We start from the raw sequence: 16,937 nt of genomic DNA, 5'->3' as shown, positions 1-16,937 counted from the left end.
GATGTTCAGCGGTTGTGTGTCGGAGGCCTGCTGCGGCTAGCCGGCGGTGACCGGGTGCAGGTGACAGGCGACCGTGCGGGCCCGCCCGACGTGGTCGTCGGGCTTGCCCAGGATCGGCAGCACGGTGTCGCACGGCTCGAATCGCTTCGGGCAGCGCGGGTGGAACGAGCAGCCCGACGGCATGCCGCGCAGGTCCGGCGGGGAGCCGGGGATGCCCGACAGCTCGCGCCGCTCGCCGCGCAGGGCCGGGAACGAGCGCAGCAGGCCGCTGCTGTACGGGTGCAGCGGCTCCCGGTAGATGTCGGCGGACGGCGCCTCCTCGACGATCCGGCCGCCGTACATGATCGCGATCCGGTCGCTGAACTCCACCAGCAGCGACAGGTCGTGGGTGATGAACAGCACCGAGAAGCCGAGCCGCTCGCGCAGCTCGACGAGCTGGCCGAGGATCTGCCGCTGCATGACGACGTCCAGGGCGGTCGTCGGCTCGTCCATGATGACCAGCTGCGGCTGCAGGGCCAGCGCCATGCCGATCATGACGCGCTGGCGCATGCCGCCGGAGAGCTGGTGCGGGTAGGCGTCGAGGCGGTCCTCGGCGATCCCGACGAGCCGGAGCATCTCCTTGGCCCGGTCCAGCCGCGCCGCCTTCGACAGGCCCGGCTCGTGCGCCTTGATCGCGTCCATCATCTGTACGTCGATCTTGTGCACCGGGTTGAGCGAGTTCATCGCGCCCTGGAACACGATCGACGTCTCGGCCCAGCGGAACTTGCGCAGTTCGGCGTCGGACAGGCTCAGCACGTCGTACGGCTCGCCGGTCGGCGGGTGGTAGGTGACCTGCCCGCCGGACACCACCCCGGGCGGGGGCAGCAGCCGGGTCACGCCGTAGGCGAGGGTCGACTTGCCGCTGCCGCTCTCCCCGGCGAGGCCGACGACCTCGCCGCGGTGGATCGTCAGGTTGACCTCGCGGACCGCGTGCACCGCGTCGTCGCCGAGGCCGTAGTCGACGTTGAGGTTCTTGATCTCCAGCAGGGGCCGGGTCAGGACCTGGGTCATCGCGCGGTACCGTCCATCTCGATCTTCGCCGCCGGCTCGACCGGGCGCGTCACGGGCGTGAAGCCGACCTTCATCCGCACCTTGCGCCCGTCCGGGCCCTTGGTGTTGCCGGCGCCGGAGGTGCGCAGCCGCGGGCTGACGAACTCGTCGATGCCGAAGTTCACCAGGCTCAGCGCGGTGCCGAGGATGGCGATGGCGAGGCCGGCCGGGACGAACCACCACCAGGCGCCCTGGGCGAGGGCCTGCTGCCCCTGGGCCCAGAACAGGATGGTGCCCCAGTTCCACGACGACACCGAGGAGATCCCGATGAAGGCCAGCGTGATCTCCGAGAGCACCGCGAAGATGACGGTGCCGACGAAGCCCGACGCGATGATCGCGGTCAGGTTCGGCATGATCTCGAAGAAGATGATCCGCCAGGTCTTCTCGCCGGTGGCCCGGGCCGCGTCGACGTAGTCCCGCCGGCGCAGCGACAGCGTCTGGGCTCTGAGCACCCGTGACCCCCACGACCAGCTGGTCAGGCCGATCACCAGGGCCACCGTCAGGTCGTTCACCCGGGGCAGCGACGTGCAGATGATGATGACCAGCAGCAGGCCGGGGATGACCAGGAACACGTTGGACAGCACCGAGAGGATCTCGTCGGCGACGCCGCCCAGGTAGCCGGCGGTGACGCCGACGAGGATCGACAGGACTGTGGCGACGATCCCGGCGACCGCGCCGACGAACACGACGCTGCGGGTGCCGGCCAGGATCTGGCTGAAGATGTCCTGGCCGAGGTGCGTGGTGCCGAACCAGTGCTGGGCCGACGGCGCCTGGATCGCGTCCTTGGTGATCGCGTCCGGGTCGTACGGGGCGACCCACGGGCCGATGATCGCGAACAGCACGTAGATCGCGAGGATGACCAGGCCGGTCGCGGCCTTGCCGTTGGCGATGAACCGGAACCGCTTGCGCTTGGCCTTCTTGGCCACCGCCGGGTCCGGCTGGGCCATCGCGCCCTGGCCGGGGATGACCTGCTCGATGCTGGAGGGCGTGACGGTCATGTCAGCCGGCCTTTCGGGTGCGCGGGTCGAGCAGCGTGTACGCCACGTCGGCGAACAGGTTCGCCACCAGCACCGAGATCGTGATGACCAGGAAGATGCCCTGCATCAGCGGGTAGTCGTGCGCCCCGACCGCCTGGAAGAGCTGGAAGCCCACGCCCGGGTAGGAGAACACGATCTCCACCAGCAGGGTGCCGCCGACGATGAAGCCCAGCGACAGCGCGAACGCCGAGATGTTGGGCAGCAGCGCGTTGCGGGCGGCGTAGCTGAACGCGACCCGCCGCTCGGAGAGGCCCTTGGCGTGCGCGACGGTGATGTAGTCCTCGGCGGACACCGTCACCATCATGTTGCGCATGCCGAGGATCCAGCCGCTCATCGACGACAGCAGGATCGTGCACGCCGGCAGGACGCTGTGGTTGATCGCCGAGCCGATGAAGGTCGAGTCCCAGTACGGCACCAGGCCCGGCGTGTAGCCGCCGGAGGACGGGAAGTAGCTGCCGTTGCCGGTGAACAGGGCGATGAAGACCAGCCCGAGCCAGAAGTACGGGATGGAGGACAGGAACGTGGTCGCCGGCAGCAGCCCGTCGATCCAGGTGCCGCGCCGCCAGCCCGCGCCGATGCCCAGCGTCGTGCCGATCATGAAGCTCAGGATCGTGGTGATGCCGACCAGGCCGATCGTCCACGGCAGGCTGGAGGAGATGACCTCGCTGACCGTGGACGGGAAGAACGTGAAGGACAGCCCGAGGTCGCCGTGGAACAGCTGGCCCCAGTAGTCGAGGTACTGCTGCCACAGGCTCTGCTGCTTGTCGAGCCCGAACAGCACCTCCAGCGAGTGGATCGAGTCCGACGACACCGCGCCCTGGTTGCGGGCCAGGAACGAGCTGATCGGGTCGCCGGGGATCATCCGCGGGATGAAGAAGTTGATGGTGATCGCGGCCCAGGCCGTGAACAGGTAGAAGGCGAGGCGTTGCAGCAGGAACTTCATGATGCCTCCTCCGGCGCGTGCAGGGCCGGCGGCGTGGGGATCGACGGATCGGCGACCGAGCCGACGCCCTCCTTGGCGACGGTGTCGGCGTCGTACAGCCAGCAGGCGGCCCAGTGCCCGGGCTCGCCGCCGACCTCGAGGCGCGGCGGCAGGTCCACGGTGCAGCGCTTCATGGCGTGCGGGCAGCGCGGGTGGAACCGGCAGCCCTGCGGGGGCCGGATCAGGCTCGGCGGCTCGCCGTTGCCCCGGTCCTTCGCGGTCGCGTCGGCGATGCCCGCGATGCGGTCCGGGTCCGGCGCCGACTCGATGAGCAGCCGGGTGTACGGGTGCGCGGGGTTCTGCGTGACCGACTCGCTGTCGCCGCCCTCGACCATCCGCCCGGCGTACATCACCATCGTCTCGTCGGCGAAGTACCGCGCCGAGGCGATGTCGTGCGTGATGTACAGGATCGCGAGGTTGAGGCGCTCCTTGAGGTCGCGCAGCAGGTTGAGGATGCCGAGGCGGATCGACACGTCCAGCATCGACACCGGCTCGTCGGCGAGCAGGGCCTCCGGGTCGGCGCCCAGGGCGCGGGCGATCGCCACGCGCTGGCGCTGGCCACCGGACAGCTCGTGCGGGAACTTGTCGATGTAGCGCTCGGGCGGGGTCAGCGCGACCCGGGTGAGCAGGTTGGCCAGGGCCGCCTCGAGCTCCTCGGAGGTCCGCCCGGCGTTGCCGTGGATCTTCAGGGCCCGGGTCAGGTGGTAGCGCACCGTGTGCACCGGGTTGAGCGAGCCGAACGGGTCCTGGAAGATGAGCTGGACCCGGCTGACGTATTCGCGGAACCGGCGCCCGCCGCCCACCCGGGTGGTCTCGCCGTGCAGACGCAGGTCGCCGCCGGTGCGCGGGTACAGCTGCGCGAACAGCCGGGCGACCGTGGACTTGCCGGAGCCGGACTCGCCGACCAGTGCGGTGACCCTGCCGCGGCGCAGGGTGAGGGACACGTCGTCCACGGCGTGGACGACCGCCCGCTTGCCGGTGAAGATGTCGCTCAGCTTCCGCCGGACGGGGAAATGCTTGGTCAGGCCCTCGGCCTCCAGCACCACCTCGCCGACCGGCGCCGCCGGGCTTTCGCTCAACGTCATGCCGAATGGTCCTGTCTTGGGGGTGTCGGTGTCGTCACGGGGTACCGCTCCCCGGGTGGCCAGTATCGCGCCACCCGGGGAGCGGTGTCAGTACGATCCGGTCGTCAGGAGCCGGCCGGCTTGAGGTGCAGGATCACGTCCAGCGCGTTGGCCTGGGTCGGCTGCGCGGCACCGTACGGGTTGGCGTCGTCCGGCCAGCCCGTCCAGTTCTTGGCGCTGTAGGCCGCACCCACGTTGTCGGCACCGACCGGGATCATCGGGGCCTGCTCGACGAAGATCTTCTGCAGCGTGGCGAGCGCGGTCTTGCGGGCCGCGTCGTCGGTGGCGGAGGCGTAGGCGCGCAGGGCGGCCGTGGCGTCCTTGTTGTCGAAGCGGCCGAAGTTCGCGGCCGGGGACGCGGTGCCGATCGGCTTGAGCTGGTCGCCGTCCATCACCGTGCGGTAGATGTCGTACGGGGTCGAGCCGCCGTCGGTCCAGCGGAACGTCGCGTCGAAGTCACCGGCCTCGACGTTCTTGAACCACGCGTCCTGGTTGGCCTTGTCGACCGTGGCCGCGATGCCGATCTGGGCCAGGTTCGCCTTCACGATCTCCAGCGACGTCTGGTAGTCCGACCAACCGGCCGGGTCGGTCAGGGTCAGCGTGACCGGCTTGCCCGACGGGTCCTTCAGGGTGGTGCCGTCCAGCTTGTAGCCGGCGCCGGTGAGCAGCGTCTTGGCGCCCTCGACGTCGACCTTGTAGTCCTTGCCCTTGTACTCGTCGGAGATGAACGCGTCACCGGCCGGCGAGGGCAGGCCCGTCACGCTCTTGACGAGCGGGTGGAAGTAGCCGGCCTCGGCGGTGGTGAAGATGTCGTCGCGGTTGATGACCATGCCCATGGCCTGGCGCAGCTTGGCGTCGTTGAACGGCGCCTTGGTGGTGTTGATGTACAGGCCGTGGATACCGAGCACCGGCGGCGCCCAGATCTTGTGGCTGGCCGCGTCCTTGTCGATGAAGACCGTCTTCACGTTGGGGATGAAGACGAAGCTCCACTCGCACTCGCCGTTGGCCAGCGCCGTGGTCTGCGCGTTGTTGTCGTTGTACGACGTGTACCGCAGCTCCTTGACCTGCGGCAGCGTCTGCCAGTAGCCCTTGTCGCGGACCGTGAGGGTCGTGGTCTGCGGGGTGAAGGACTTCAGCGTGTACGGGCCGGAGCCGATCGGGTTCTTGTTCGCCTCGGTCTTCGGGTCCGCGACCTTCGACCAGATGTGCTCGGGCACGATCGGGATCTGGGCGATCGCCTTCTGCTGGCTGACGTACTGCGAGGACTTGAACGTGATGGTCACGTCCGAGCCGGTCGCGGTGGCGTCGGTGATCGGCACACCGCCGGAGTTCAGGGCCTCGTTGTCGCGCACCAGCTTGTAGGTGTAGACGACGTCGTTGGCGGTGAGCTTCTCGCCGTCGGACCAGGTGGCGTTGTCGCGGATGTTGAGCTTGACCGAGGTGTAGTCCTTGTTCCACTCCGCCTTGGTGGCGAGCCACGGCTTCATGGGGTCGGCCGGCTTGACCGGGTTCCACATCATCAGCGGCTCGTACAGCACCCAGCGGTAGCCGTCCTTGGCCCCGGCCGAGGTGGTCAGGAACGGGTTCTCGTTCTCGGTCAGCGGGCCGTTGGGCATACCGACGGTCAGGACCGTGGTCTTGGCGCCGTCGCCCTTGTTCTCGTTCGGCGAAGAGCCGCACGCGGCCAGGCTCGACGTGGCCAGCAGACCGGCCATGCCGAGCAGTACGGAGCGTCTGGTCAACACGGGGGTGTCTCCTTTGGTACCTGGATCGACAGGTGGGGCGGACAGGAACTTTTCTGCGGTATGACGACGGCGCCGGACGTTCGGTGGCGCCGCCCGTGGTGCGTGAGGCGTCAGGTGGTGCGCTCGGGCTGCGCCGTGACGGTGGAACCGCGCACGACGAGCGTGGTGGACAGGATGTTCGGCTCGGCCGTCAACGGCGTGCCGTCGAAATGCGCGATGAGCCGGCGGGCCGCCATCTCGCCCATCTGGCGCATGGGCTGGCGGACGGTGGTCAGCGGCGGCTCGGTGTGCGCCGCGTGCAGGATGTCGTCGAACCCGACGAGGGCGACGTCCTGCGGGACGGACTTGCCCGCCAGCCGCAGCGCCTGGAGGGCGCCGGAGGCCGACAGGTCGTTGTGGGCGAACACGGCGTCGAACTCGATGCCCTCGGCGAGGGCCCGCTGGACCGACAGGATGCCGCACTCGTAGGTGAAGTCCCCCTCGATGACGAGGCGGGGGTCGATGGGCGCGCCGGCCGCCGCGAACACGTCGGCGAAGCCGCCGAGGCGGTCCTGCGTGCAGCCGAACTTCTCCGAGCCGGTTATCACCAGCGGGCGGCGCCGGCCGATCTCCACCAGGTGCCGGGCCGCGAGGGAGCCGCCGGCCCGGTTGGTGGTGGCCACCGACGGCATGAGCGGCTTGTCGCCGCGGTCGTCGATGAGCACCACCGGCAGCCCGCCGGCGTAGAGGTCGGCGAGGTAGTCCAGGGTGCCCTCGGGCTCGATCGCGAGGAGCCCGTCGAAGGACTTGCCGGAGACCTGGGCGGAGAACTGGCGCATGGACTCGGCGCCGCGGTTGCACGTGAACAGCAGCAACCCGTACCCCTCCGACTCCACGACGTCCACCGCGCCCTGCACGACCTCGCCCATCCAGGGCCAGGTCAGCGACGGCACCAGCATGCCGATGACCCGGGTGTGCCCCCGGGCCAGATTCACCGCCCGCGCACTGGGCACGTAGCCCAGCTCGTCGATCACCGTGCGTACCCGTGCCGCGGTCGCCTCGTCGACCTCGCCTTTGCCGTTGAGCACCCGGGAGACGGTGGTCTTGCTGACCCCCGCCCGGGCCGCCACATCGGCGATGGTGATCGGCACGCCGCATCCTTCCGGTGAGAGCGCTTTCTGGCAAGAGAGCGTGTTCTGGAACCGGTTCCGCAACCGGTTCCGGCACACTAAATCCGATCGCGGACTGTGGTGTCAATAACACGGTGGTAACGAAACTTAACGTCCTGGCAACCCTTGCCAACGGGCTGTCCATGGTGTTTGCTCGGGATCACCGTCGATGCGACCGCGGTCCCACCGGCCACCCCGGCGCGACCCGCCCGGAACCGCTCCCATGGAGCGCTCTCACACCTCAGCGGAGCTTGATCGCGGAGCTGTCGCCGCCGACGAGCCCCGACTTCACCCGCAGCTCGGTGAACGTGAGCCCCTCCGGCACGTCGTAGACGAGCGTGCCCGTGACCGAGTCCCCCGGCCCGATCTCGTTGAACAGCGGCCGCGCGTCCTCGTACCAGAGCCACGCCAGCTCGTCCGGCCCGTACTCGTGGCCGTCGCTGTCGCGCAGCTTCTGGTTGCCGACCCAGATCCGGCCCTTGCTGTCGCTGGTGTTCTCCACCTTGAGCTCGGCCAGGCAGTACTGCCCGCCGGCCTTGCGGGTCAGCGGCCAGTCCCCCAGCTCCTGCTTGCCGCAGCTGAACCCGGCCAGCGTGAAGCGCATCTTGCCGTCCCCGGCGACCGGGCTGCGTTTCGGCGTCGGCGACGGTGTCGGGGACCTCGTCGGCTCGCCCGGCTGCGCCCCGGCCCCGCCCTTGCCGGCCTTCTCGGCCAGTCGCAGCCCGCCGAGCAGGCACCCGAGCAGCGCGACGAGCGCGATCCCGGTCGTGATCGCCCGCCCGGTCCGCCGCGGCCGGCGACGCGGAGGCGGCGGCGGGGGTGGCAGCGGCCGCGAGAACCGGGGCGGCCCGGCGGGGTCGACGCGGGTCCCCGGCAGCGGACGGAGGTGCTGGGTCGGTGGAGGCTTCGACGGTACCGATGCCGCGCCCTTGGAAAACGCGGCCGTGGACTGCCGTGCGGTGCGTGGCGCCGCCGACGCCCGGACGGTGGCGGCGACCTGCGCGGCCGCCGGGTCGTCCTGCCCGACCTGCGCGAGGAGCACCTGCCGGGCGGTGGGACGGGCCGCCGGGTCGCTCGCCAGAGCCTGGCGCACCACCCGGGCCAGCGCCGGCTCCAGGCCGGTCACCTCCCCGTCCTGCGGCATCCGGCCGGTGCCGGCCCACGCCACGAGCAGCCCCCACGCGTACACGTCGGAGGCCTGCGACGGCGGCCAGCCCCGCACCTGCTCCGGCGCCAGCCAGCCCGGCGTGCCGAAGTTCGGCCCGTGCGCCGCGGCCTGCCCGAGCAGCCGCGCCACCCCGAAGTCGATCACCTTCGGCCCGAACGGCGACAGCAGCACGTTGCGCGGGCTCAGATCGGCGTGCACGAGCCCGACGGCGTGGATCGCGGTCAGCGCCGCCGCGACCCCGACCGCGACGGCCTCGACGTGCCCGGCGAGCGGCCCGTGCTCGGTCGCGTACTCGTGCAGCGACGGCCCCGCCACGTACTCCGTGACCAGATGCGGCACGTCCCCGTCGAGGGCCACGTCGAGCACCCGCGCCGTGCAGAACCCGGCCACCCGCGAGGCGGCGGCCGCCTCCGCCGCGAACCGGTGCCGGAACATCGGATCGTGGTAGAACGCCGGATTGATGACCTTCAGCGCGACCTTCCGCCCGTCGCGCGCCTCGGCCAGGTAGACGGTCCCCATCCCGCCCACGCCCAGCACACCACGCAGCACGTACGACCCGACCGACGCCGGATCGCCGGCACGCAACGGCGCGGGCGAATCCCCCATGCCAGCCATGGTGCCTCACCCACGCACATCACCCGAAACGAACCCCGGATATCCAAGACATTCCGGGACACAACCGCAACGCATGATGCCCCGCACGTGCTCGGGGTGGACGGCACCCTGCAGGGTCCGGGCTCGCGGGAGGCGGAGCGGCTGCGGCGGGAGCGACGTCCGTCCACCTGAGCGGGCGGGGGGCGGCTATGCTCCCGCGGTGCGGAGGATCTCGGGGGCCGCGGCCCTGCTCGCGGCGTGCACGCTCGCCGGCTGCAGCGGGGTGACCACGAAGTGGGTCGGGCCCTACTCGTCGCCGATGCCGGGCGCGGCGGCCGCCAACGGGCAGCCCGCGCCCGTCGACTCCACCAAGGTCACGGCCTATCCGTCCGCGTACCCGCTGGTGTCCCCGGCGCGGCCGACCGCCAAGCCGGCGCCGGGCGGGAACGGCGGCAAGGTCAGCAGCGTGACGGTGTCCCTCGCGCAGCCGGGGCAGAGCGGGTTCTGCGCGACCGACGGCGTGCAGGCCGAGCTGCGCTGGGTGGTGAAGGTCGACTCCGACGCGCGCACGCCGGTGCGGATGGACATCCAGTCGACCGACGGGCTGCTGCTGGGCAGCGAGAACATCGAGTACGTCGTGGAGAACGGGCTGCTCGCGGGCAGCCGGCGGCACACCGTCACCTGGGACAAGGCGCATCCCAGGCGGACGGTCGAGTACTGGATTCAGACGACCTCGCCGAACCGGGTGCAGTCCAGCCGCGTCAAGTTCACGATCGACTGCACCACGGCCGGATAGAAGCTCAGACCACCTTGGCGTTGCGGGCCGCGAGCAGGGCGGCGCCCGCGATGCCGGCGTTGTTGAGCAGGGTGGCCGGGACGACCTTCGTCGGGACGTCGACCAGGTGCAGCCACTTCTCGGCCTTCTTGCTCACCCCGCCGCCGATCATGATCAGGTCGGGCCAGAGCAGGGCGTGCAGGTGCCGCAGGTACGTCTGGACCCGCTCGGCCCAGTCCGGCCAGCTCAGCTCCTGCGCCTCGCGGATGCGGTCGGAGGCGTAGTCCTCGGCGTCGCCGCCGTGCAGGTGCAGGCCGCTCATCTGCAGGTGCCCGAACTCGGTGTTCGGGACCAGCACGCCGTCGTTGAACAGGGCGGTGCCGATCCCGGTGCCGAAGGTGACCATCACGACGAGACCCGGCACGCCGCGGCCCGCCCCGTACTCCAGCTCCGCCACCCCCGCCGCGTCGGCGTCGTTGAGCACCGTCACCGGCCGGCCCAGGGCCTCGGAGAACAGCCGCTCGGCCGGCGCGTCGACCCACGACGCGTCGACGTTCGCGGCGGTTTTCGTGACACCGTGCAGTACCACGGCGGGAAAGGTGATCCCGATGGCGTCGGCGGCCGGGAACGAGCCCGCGACGGCCACGACGGTCTTCACCACGCTGGCCACGTCGGCCGGCTGCGGCGTCTCGATGCGGACCCGCTCGCTGGTGAACGCGCCGGTGGCCAGATCGACCGGAGCCCCCTTGATGCCGGATCCACCAATGTCGATTCCCAGGACGACCACAGCTGCTCCTTCACGCGCGGGGCTCCCACATTGCCTGCGGGTTACCCAATCATGACGGCCGAACGCGATGATCACCGGGGGAACGCGATCACCCCGGGTACGCCCCCACCGCGTCGCGCACCTCGAGCCCGATCGGCGCGTCGGCGGTGCGGGCGCAGTGCGCGCAGCAGTAGAACCGGCCCGACACCTCCGCACCGTGCCCGACGATCCTGGTCCCGCAGTGCTCGCACACCGGCGCCAGCTTCTGGATCGCGCACTCGAACGAGTCGAACGTGTACGAACCGCCGCCGACGGTCCGCACCTCGAACGCCATGTAGTAGTCGTTTCCGCAGGTCACACAGATAGCCATAACCCCGAAGGATGGCCCGGCCGGGCGGCCGCCGCCACCGGTTCGGCGCTAAATCCCCCGCCGGATCACCAGCATCGCCTGGTCGTCATCCGACTCGTCGCCCAGGCCGAGCAGCAGCGCGTCGCAGAACGCCTCCAGGTCCCCGTCGCCGCCGTCGGCGCCCAGCCCGCCCGCCAGGGCCGTCTGCAACCGCTCCAGGCCCTCGTTGAACGTCGACCCGCGCCGCTCGATCAGCCCGTCGGTGACCAGCACCAGCGACTCACCCGGGTCGAGGGTGAAGATCGTCTCGGCGTCGTGGACGGTCGGCACCCCCAGCAGCGCCACCCGGCCCTCGACCGGCACCGCCCGCCCGGCCGCGACCCGCAGCGGCGGCGGATGCCCGGCGTTCGTCAGCCGGATCTCCCCCGACGCGAGCTCGATGCGCAGCAGGCACATCGTCACGATCTCCTCGGGCAGGAACCGCAGCATCATCCGGTTGAGCCGCTCCAGGGTCAGCCCCGGCGCGTGGTCCTCGGCCAGGTACGCCCGCAGCGCGTGCCGCACCTCCGCCATGATCGTCGCGGCGCGCAGCGAATGCCCGGCCACGTCGCCGATCGCCGCCACCACGTGACCCGGGACGGCGACGATCTCGTAGAAGTCCCCGCCGACGTACGCGTGGTCGCTGGCCGGGCGGTAGCGCACGGCGATGTCGTAGCCGGGCACCGGCGGCAGCGACGCCGGCAGCATGCTCTGCTGCAGCGTCAGCGCCGTGCGCCGCTCCTCGTCGTAGGAGCGCAGCGCCTCCACCGCCAGGGCGATCGCCTGCCCGAGCTGGCGCAGCACGTCGTGGTCGTCGTCGGTGAACCCGTCGGCCGGCACCGCGATGTGCAGCGGCTCCCGGCCCGCCTTGGCCCGGGCCACCACCCGGAACACCGGCCGGCCGCCCCACCACGGCCCGTCGTCCTGCCCGAACAGCGACGCCCCGACCGCCCCGTCGAGCGGGTCGGTCTCGAAGTGCTCCCGGTGCGCGGCCCGCATCAGCGGCACCGCCCCGGCCGCGTCGACCTCCACGGCGAGGGCCCCGGTCTCCGGCGACGCCGCGGCGACCGCCGCGGCCCCGCCGAACACCTGCGACGCGCCGACCGCGGCCAGCCGCAGCAGCTCCGGCAGGCTCGTCGCCGAGTTGATCGCCTGGGTCGTCTCCACCAGGCGGGTCAGCCGCCCGGCGAGCCGCTCGGCACGGTGCCGGGCCCGGGAGTAGCGCAGCAGTGCCCCCACCGTGGCCAGCAGCTCGTCGGGGTCGATCGGCTCGGCCAGGTAGGCGTCGGCGCCGCGGATCAGCCCCTGCGTGCGGTCCACCGCGTGCACCGCCGTGGCCGAGATGTGGATGACCGGGATCGCGGCCGTCCGCGGATCGTCCTTGATCCGCTCGGCGACCTCGAACCCGTCGATGTCGGGCAGGCGCACGTCCAGGACGACCAGTTCGGTACCCGGCGCCCCGTCGTGCAGCAGCGCCAGGGCGTCCTCGCCGGTCGCCGCCTCGATCACCCGGTGCCCTTCGCGGCGCAGCCAGCTGGTGATCACATAGCGTTTCGACGGGCTGTCGTCGACGACGAGGATGTCCGCCGCCGCGATCGTCGTCACGGCTCGAGCCCCGCGACGAGCTCGACCACGGCCCGGCGGGTCACCTGCTCCTTGGCCAGCACCGAACGGGCGTGGGCCAGCTCGTGCGGCGCGAAGTCGGACAGGTCCGCCGCCGTCACCACGAACACCGGAATCCCGGCCACGTCCGGCAGCGCGGCCAGGTCGGCCAGCATCTGCGTGCCGTCCCCGCCTGGCATCCGCAGATCCAGGAAGATCACCGACGGGTGCTCCCGGACCGCGATCGCCAGCCCCGACCGCACGTCGGCGGCCTCGCTGACCTGATCGGCGACCCCGGCCAGCAGCTGGCGCAGCAGGTGCCGCGCGGCCGGGTCGTCGTCGACCACCAGGGCCCGGTCCACCTGCGGCAGCGGCCCCTCACCCTCGTGTGCGTCGTCGGGCACCGCCGGGCGCAGCGGCAGCGACAACGTGAACGTGCTGCCCTCCCCCGGCTCGCTGACCATCGTCAACGCCCCGCCGAGCAGGGTCGCCAGCCGCCGCGCGTACGGCAGCCCGAGCCCCGTCCCGCCCGCCTGCCGCGCCCCGCGGACCTGATGGAACTCCTCGAACACGCGGGACTGCTCCGCGAACGGGATACCGATGCCGGTGTCGGCGACCGCGATGTACAACCGGTCCCCGTCCACCCACCCGCCCATCCCGACCGTGCCCCGATCGGTGAACTTCAGCGCATTCGTCAGCAGGTTGCGCAGGATCTGCGTCAGCAGCAGCTCGTCGCTGACCAGCCCGCCGGCCGGCGGCTCCTCGACCTCCAGCGCCACCTCCGGCCGCGCCAGCGGCCGCAGCGTGCCGCGCAGCTGCCCGAACACCGCCGCCAGGTCCACCGGCGCCCAGTTCGGCTCGATCCTTCCCGACTCCGCCTTGGCCAAATCCAGCAGGTCGTTGACCCGGGCCAGCAGGTCGGCCGCCGAACCCTGCACCAGCTCCAGCTGATGCGTCTGCTCCCCGGTCAACGGCTCCGAACGCGGGTCCAGCAGCAGCCGGCTCAACCCGATGATCGCCGTCACCGGCGCCCGCAGCTCGTGCGACACGTTGGCCAGGAACCGGCTCTTGGCCTCGTTGGCCTCCCGCAGCTGCGCCGAACGCTCGTCGAGCTCCGCGTACAGGGCGACCACACCCTGGTTGGTCTGCTCCAGCTCCTCGGACAGCTGCGTGTACAGGGCCATCACGCCCTTGTTCGTCTCCTCGAGCTCCGCGTTGAGCCGCAGCAGCTCGTCGCGGTGCGCCTGCACGTCCTCCAGCGCCGTGACCAGCTGCCGGTTCTGCACGCTCAGCTCGTCCAGCGCGGTCGTCGGCGCACTTCCGGCGAGCTCCCGGCGCGCCTGCTCGAGCCGCTCCGGGTCGACCTGCCCCGGTAACCGCCGCGTCAGCACGATCCGCTCGTCGTCCACCCGCACCTCATCCATCAACCGCCCGGCCGCCCGGACGCCGTCGAGGTTTCTGGTACCCACGGCCGCTGATGTCACAACAATGACCAGGTGGGGGCGGGGTTCCAAGGCCGTCGCGAAGGTCACCTCCCCCTCGGCCACGTCCCGCCCGACCTCGCTCAGGGCGGTCGCCACGCGCACCTGGTCCTGGTGCTCCATGCCGAGCGCGGCCGCCACCTCCCGCCCACGCTGGCGCAGCACGAACACGTCGTGCTCCTCCCGCAGCACCATCCGCAGCAGCACCGGCTCAGGGCCGGTCACGTCGGCCCCGCACCCGTACGCGCCACCGCCACACACGCATCGTCCCGCCGTACCCCCGCATCGCGCAGCAGCGTCGCCGCCACCAGCAGCGGGTCCTGCCGCGACAACCCCGGGTAGTCCCGCAGGTTCCACCGATCCGACACCCCGTCGGAGTGCATGACCACGATCGCCTCCGGCGGCAGCTCATAGGTGAACTCGCGGACCCCGCGGGCCTGGTGCCCGACGATGCCCGGCATGCTCACCATGCCCCGCCGATCCCCGTTGGGAAACGCGATCGTCCCCGCGACATTGCCCAGCCCCGCGAACACCGCCGACCCGTCACCCAGCCGCGCCACCGACACCGCCGCCCCACGGGTGTGCGACACCACCCGGTGCACGTGATCCACGATCTGCCCGGGGGCCTCGGACGCCGTACCCAGGAAGGCATCCACCACCGCCGCCGACGCCGCCGCGGCCAGCGACCCGTGCCCCAGCCCGTCGGCCACCAGCACCAGCAGACCCCCGTCACCGGTCGACCGGGCCGCGTACCGGTCCCCGCACACCTTCTCGCCCGTGATCGGCCGCGACAACCCCGCGACCCGCCGCGCCGGCGCCACCCCACGCCGCTCCGCCGGCCACAACTGCGCCGTCAGCACCGTGCCCTTGCCCGGCAGCGAATAGCCCGCCGCCACGTCCGACAGCCGCTGGACCGCGCCCAGACCGATGCCGAGGGTACCGGCCGTCGAATGCCCGTCCAGCGAGCTGAACGGCAGGTCCCGCATCCCCGGTCCGGCATCCACCGCGACCAGTTCCACCCCGCCGACATCGCCGCGGCGCAGGCAACGCACCGACAGCGCACCCCCGTCGGCGTGCCGGTGCAGGTTCGACGCCAGCTCGGCGGCGACAATCGCCACCTCACCGGCCCGCTGCTCACTGAAGCCCAGCCGGTGCGCGCAGTCGACCGCGACCCGGCGGGCGACCCCCGCCGCCCCCGCGTCCTCGACCGCGACCCAGCCCAGCTCCTCGACCGTCGGCGGCGCCGCAGCGGCCGTCACCGGGCCCACTTCGTCACCGCGATGCGCGTACCCGCACCCGGCGTCGAATCGATCTCGAACTCGTCCACCAGCCGCCGCGACCCCGACAGGCCCAGTCCCAGCCCGCTGCCGGTGGTGTACCCGTCGGTGAACGCCAGCCCCAGGTCCACGATACCCGGGCCGGTGTCGATGAACTCGGCCCGCACCCCGCCCCGCCGGCCGTTGTGCACCGCCGCGATCGTGGCGTAGCCGCCGCCGCCGTGGATCAGGGTGTTGCGGGCCAGCTCACTGGCCGCGGTCACCAGCTTCGTCTGATCCACCAGCGGCAGCTTGGCCTCCACGGCCAGCACGCGGACCGCCTGCCGGACCCGCACGACGTCCTTGTCATCGCCGATGTCCAGCCTGAGCGGCTCCTGCCCGGCCCCGGAGTCAGGCACCGTCGTCCTCGGTCACCGTCAGCATGCCGACCCCGTGGATGTGCTTCGACGCGGCCAGGATCTCCAGCGCCTTGTCCACGTTGAGCGCGGTCCTGACACCGTTGAGCGACAGGCCCAGCTCGACCAGTGTGATCGCCACCGCCGGGCGCATCCCGACCACCACCGTCTCGGCGTCCAGCACCCGCGACACCGCCGCGATCGTGGACAGCATCCGGCCGATGAACGAGTCGACGATCTCCAGCGCCGAGATGTCGATGACGACACCGTGCGCGCCGGTGATGACGATCTGGTCGGACAGGTCCTCCTGCAACTGCATCGCCGACTCGTCGTCGAGGTCGATCTGGATCGACACCAGCAGGATGTCGCCGATCTTCAGGACGGGTACCCGGTCCATCAGGCGGCCCGGCCCCGCTTGAGCTCGACCCCGCTGGCCCGCAGCGCGTGCACGAGCGCGTCGGCGAGCGTCGCCTTGGTGGCGATGTCGCCGAACTCGATGCCCAGCGCCACGACCGTCTGGGCGATCTGCGGCCGGATGCCGGAGATGATGCACTCCGCGCCCATCAGCCGCGCCGCCACCACGGTCTTGAGGATGTGCTGCGCGACCTGCGTGTCGACCGCCGGTACACCCGTGATGTCCACGATCGCGTAGGCCGATCCGGTGTCGACCAGCGTCTGCAGCAGCTTCTCCATCACCACCTGGGCGCGGGCCGAGTCCAGGGTGCCGACCAGCGGGACGGCCACCACGCCCTCCCACAGCTTCACCACCGGCGTGGACAGCTCCAGCAGCTGCTCGGTCTGGTCGGCGATGATCGACTCACGGGCCTTGGAGTAGGCCTCGAACGTGTACAGGCCCATCTCGTCGACGAGCAGCGACAGCACCAGGAAGTCGGCCAGCACCGAGTCGGCCTCGGCGGACTGCGACAGCTCGAGCACGACCTCCTTGACGGTGAAGACCAGGTTCGCCGTCTCGGTCGGGGTGAATCCCTGCCGCGCCCAGTCCTTGGACAGCTCACCGAGCGCCGCGCGGGACTCCCCGCCGTGGGACCCGGCCAGCTCGCCGTCGCCGTTGCCCTCGAGCATGCCCAGCAGCGCGGCGTAGACGTCGCGCACCTGGCGCAACAGCTCGGCCTCGGTGAGCCGGCCCCGCAGCGAGCGGGACGCGATCTCCGTCCAGCGCTTCAGGACCTCGTCCTCGTGCGACCGCAGGAGCGCACTGAGCCGCTGCCTCGCCTCGGCGTTCACCTTCACCCGTCCACTCCCCCTACAACGCGTTTCGCGATTCGGAGTGGACGGTACCGCCCGCCGCGCAGCCAAGCGAACGCGGACACCTGTTTGCCACCGGACAAATTTCACACCCGGTTGT

Annotated in this window: 16 protein-coding genes; 1 reads left to right on the top strand and 15 read right to left on the bottom strand. The window is 71.3% G+C overall.

What is annotated here, in order from left to right; translation table 11 throughout:
- Positions 1-36: 36 nt before the first annotated feature.
- The 7 genes from ACQP00_RS26470 to ACQP00_RS26440 all read right to left on the bottom strand — a co-directional run bounded on the left by ACQP00_RS26470 (position 37) and on the right by ACQP00_RS26440 (position 8,899).
- Positions 37-1,050, bottom strand: a complete 1,014-nt coding sequence (locus ACQP00_RS26470) for an ABC transporter ATP-binding protein (RefSeq protein ID WP_433223562.1) — start codon at positions 1,048-1,050, stop codon at positions 37-39.
- Entirely contained in the window at positions 1,047-2,087 is a 1,041-nt protein-coding gene (locus ACQP00_RS26465; RefSeq protein ID WP_433223560.1) for an ABC transporter permease, read from the bottom strand. Before ACQP00_RS26465 ends, ACQP00_RS26470 begins: the two co-directional genes overlap by 4 nt.
- 1 nt (position 2,088) lies before the next feature.
- Positions 2,089-3,069 (bottom strand): ABC transporter permease, encoded by a 981-nt coding sequence (locus ACQP00_RS26460; protein ID WP_433223558.1) that lies wholly within the window; start codon positions 3,067-3,069, stop codon positions 2,089-2,091.
- A complete protein-coding gene (locus ACQP00_RS26455) occupies positions 3,066-4,193 on the bottom strand; it encodes an ABC transporter ATP-binding protein (RefSeq protein ID WP_433223556.1) in 1,128 nt (375 codons plus the stop codon). The genes ACQP00_RS26460 and ACQP00_RS26455 overlap by 4 nt, the downstream gene beginning before the upstream one ends.
- 104 nt (positions 4,194-4,297) lie before the next feature.
- Entirely contained in the window at positions 4,298-5,947 is a 1,650-nt protein-coding gene (locus tag ACQP00_RS26450; RefSeq protein WP_433223993.1) for an ABC transporter substrate-binding protein, read from the bottom strand.
- Positions 5,948-6,087: 140 nt separating this feature from the next.
- A complete protein-coding gene (locus ACQP00_RS26445; RefSeq protein WP_433223554.1) occupies positions 6,088-7,107 on the bottom strand; it encodes a LacI family DNA-binding transcriptional regulator in 1,020 nt (339 codons plus the stop codon).
- A gap of 259 nt (positions 7,108-7,366) precedes the next feature.
- Positions 7,367-8,899: a protein kinase domain-containing protein gene (locus tag ACQP00_RS26440; protein WP_433223552.1), complete on the bottom strand. Its 1,533-nt coding sequence runs from the start codon at positions 8,897-8,899 to the stop codon at positions 7,367-7,369.
- 208 nt (positions 8,900-9,107) lie between these two features.
- Here ACQP00_RS26440 and ACQP00_RS26435 point away from each other — a divergent pair, with 208 nt between their 5' ends.
- Complete coding sequence (locus ACQP00_RS26435; RefSeq protein ID WP_433223550.1) at positions 9,108-9,683, top strand: hypothetical protein; 576 nt, start codon at positions 9,108-9,110, stop codon at positions 9,681-9,683.
- Between the two features lie 4 nt (positions 9,684-9,687).
- Here the strand turns inward: ACQP00_RS26435 and ppgK are convergent, their stop codons facing one another.
- The 8 genes from ppgK to ACQP00_RS26395 form a co-directional block, all read right to left on the bottom strand.
- Complete coding sequence (gene ppgK, locus ACQP00_RS26430) at positions 9,688-10,449, bottom strand: polyphosphate--glucose phosphotransferase (RefSeq protein WP_433223548.1); 762 nt, start codon at positions 10,447-10,449, stop codon at positions 9,688-9,690.
- A gap of 88 nt (positions 10,450-10,537) precedes the next feature.
- Positions 10,538-10,798, bottom strand: coding sequence for a Prokaryotic metallothionein (locus tag ACQP00_RS26425; protein WP_433223546.1), 261 nt, complete (start codon positions 10,796-10,798; stop codon positions 10,538-10,540).
- 48 nt (positions 10,799-10,846) lie between these two features.
- Entirely contained in the window at positions 10,847-12,421 is a 1,575-nt protein-coding gene (locus ACQP00_RS26420; protein ID WP_433223544.1) for a SpoIIE family protein phosphatase, read from the bottom strand.
- The gene (locus ACQP00_RS26415) at positions 12,418-14,124 is read right to left on the bottom strand and encodes an ATP-binding protein (RefSeq protein WP_433223542.1); all 1,707 of its coding nucleotides are present in this window, start codon (positions 14,122-14,124) and stop codon (positions 12,418-12,420) included. Before ACQP00_RS26415 ends, ACQP00_RS26420 begins: the two co-directional genes overlap by 4 nt.
- Positions 14,121-15,158: an ATP-binding protein gene (locus ACQP00_RS26410; RefSeq protein WP_433223540.1), complete on the bottom strand. Its 1,038-nt coding sequence runs from the start codon at positions 15,156-15,158 to the stop codon at positions 14,121-14,123. Before ACQP00_RS26410 ends, ACQP00_RS26415 begins: the two co-directional genes overlap by 4 nt.
- A complete protein-coding gene (locus ACQP00_RS26405) occupies positions 15,155-15,574 on the bottom strand; it encodes an ATP-binding protein (protein ID WP_433223538.1) in 420 nt (139 codons plus the stop codon). The genes ACQP00_RS26410 and ACQP00_RS26405 overlap by 4 nt, the downstream gene beginning before the upstream one ends.
- Entirely contained in the window at positions 15,567-15,968 is a 402-nt protein-coding gene (locus ACQP00_RS26400; RefSeq protein ID WP_433223536.1) for an STAS domain-containing protein, read from the bottom strand. Before ACQP00_RS26400 ends, ACQP00_RS26405 begins: the two co-directional genes overlap by 8 nt.
- Positions 15,968-16,822, bottom strand: coding sequence for an STAS domain-containing protein (locus ACQP00_RS26395; RefSeq protein ID WP_433223534.1), 855 nt, complete (start codon positions 16,820-16,822; stop codon positions 15,968-15,970). The genes ACQP00_RS26400 and ACQP00_RS26395 overlap by 1 nt, the downstream gene beginning before the upstream one ends.
- Positions 16,823-16,937: the final 115 nt, after the last annotated feature.

This window comes from Dactylosporangium sp. CS-047395, from assembly GCF_050942185.1.
In the GTDB taxonomy this organism is placed as follows: Bacteria; Actinomycetota; Actinomycetes; order Mycobacteriales; family Micromonosporaceae; genus Dactylosporangium.
The sequence above is the reverse complement of the archived record's forward strand: the minus strand, read 5'-3'. Positions and strand labels throughout refer to the sequence as shown.

Excerpts from the sequence above, each read along its gene's own strand:
- ACQP00_RS26460 (WP_433223558.1), bottom strand. The coding sequence starts at position 3,069 with ATGAAGTTCCTGCTGCAACGCCTCGCCTTCTACCTGTTCACGGCCTGG.
- ACQP00_RS26440 (WP_433223552.1), bottom strand. The coding sequence starts at position 8,899 with ATGGGGGATTCGCCCGCGCCGTTGCGTGCCGGCGATCCGGCGTCGGTC.
- ACQP00_RS26450 (WP_433223993.1), bottom strand. The coding sequence starts at position 5,947 with ATGGCCGGTCTGCTGGCCACGTCGAGCCTGGCCGCGTGCGGCTCTTCG.
- ACQP00_RS26455 (WP_433223556.1), bottom strand. The coding sequence starts at position 4,193 with ATGACGTTGAGCGAAAGCCCGGCGGCGCCGGTCGGCGAGGTGGTGCTG.
- ACQP00_RS26425 (WP_433223546.1), bottom strand. The coding sequence starts at position 10,798 with ATGGCTATCTGTGTGACCTGCGGAAACGACTACTACATGGCGTTCGAG.
- ACQP00_RS26470 (WP_433223562.1), bottom strand. The coding sequence starts at position 1,050 with ATGACCCAGGTCCTGACCCGGCCCCTGCTGGAGATCAAGAACCTCAAC.
- ACQP00_RS26465 (WP_433223560.1), bottom strand. The coding sequence starts at position 2,087 with ATGACCGTCACGCCCTCCAGCATCGAGCAGGTCATCCCCGGCCAGGGC.
- ACQP00_RS26400 (WP_433223536.1), bottom strand. The coding sequence starts at position 15,968 with ATGGACCGGGTACCCGTCCTGAAGATCGGCGACATCCTGCTGGTGTCG.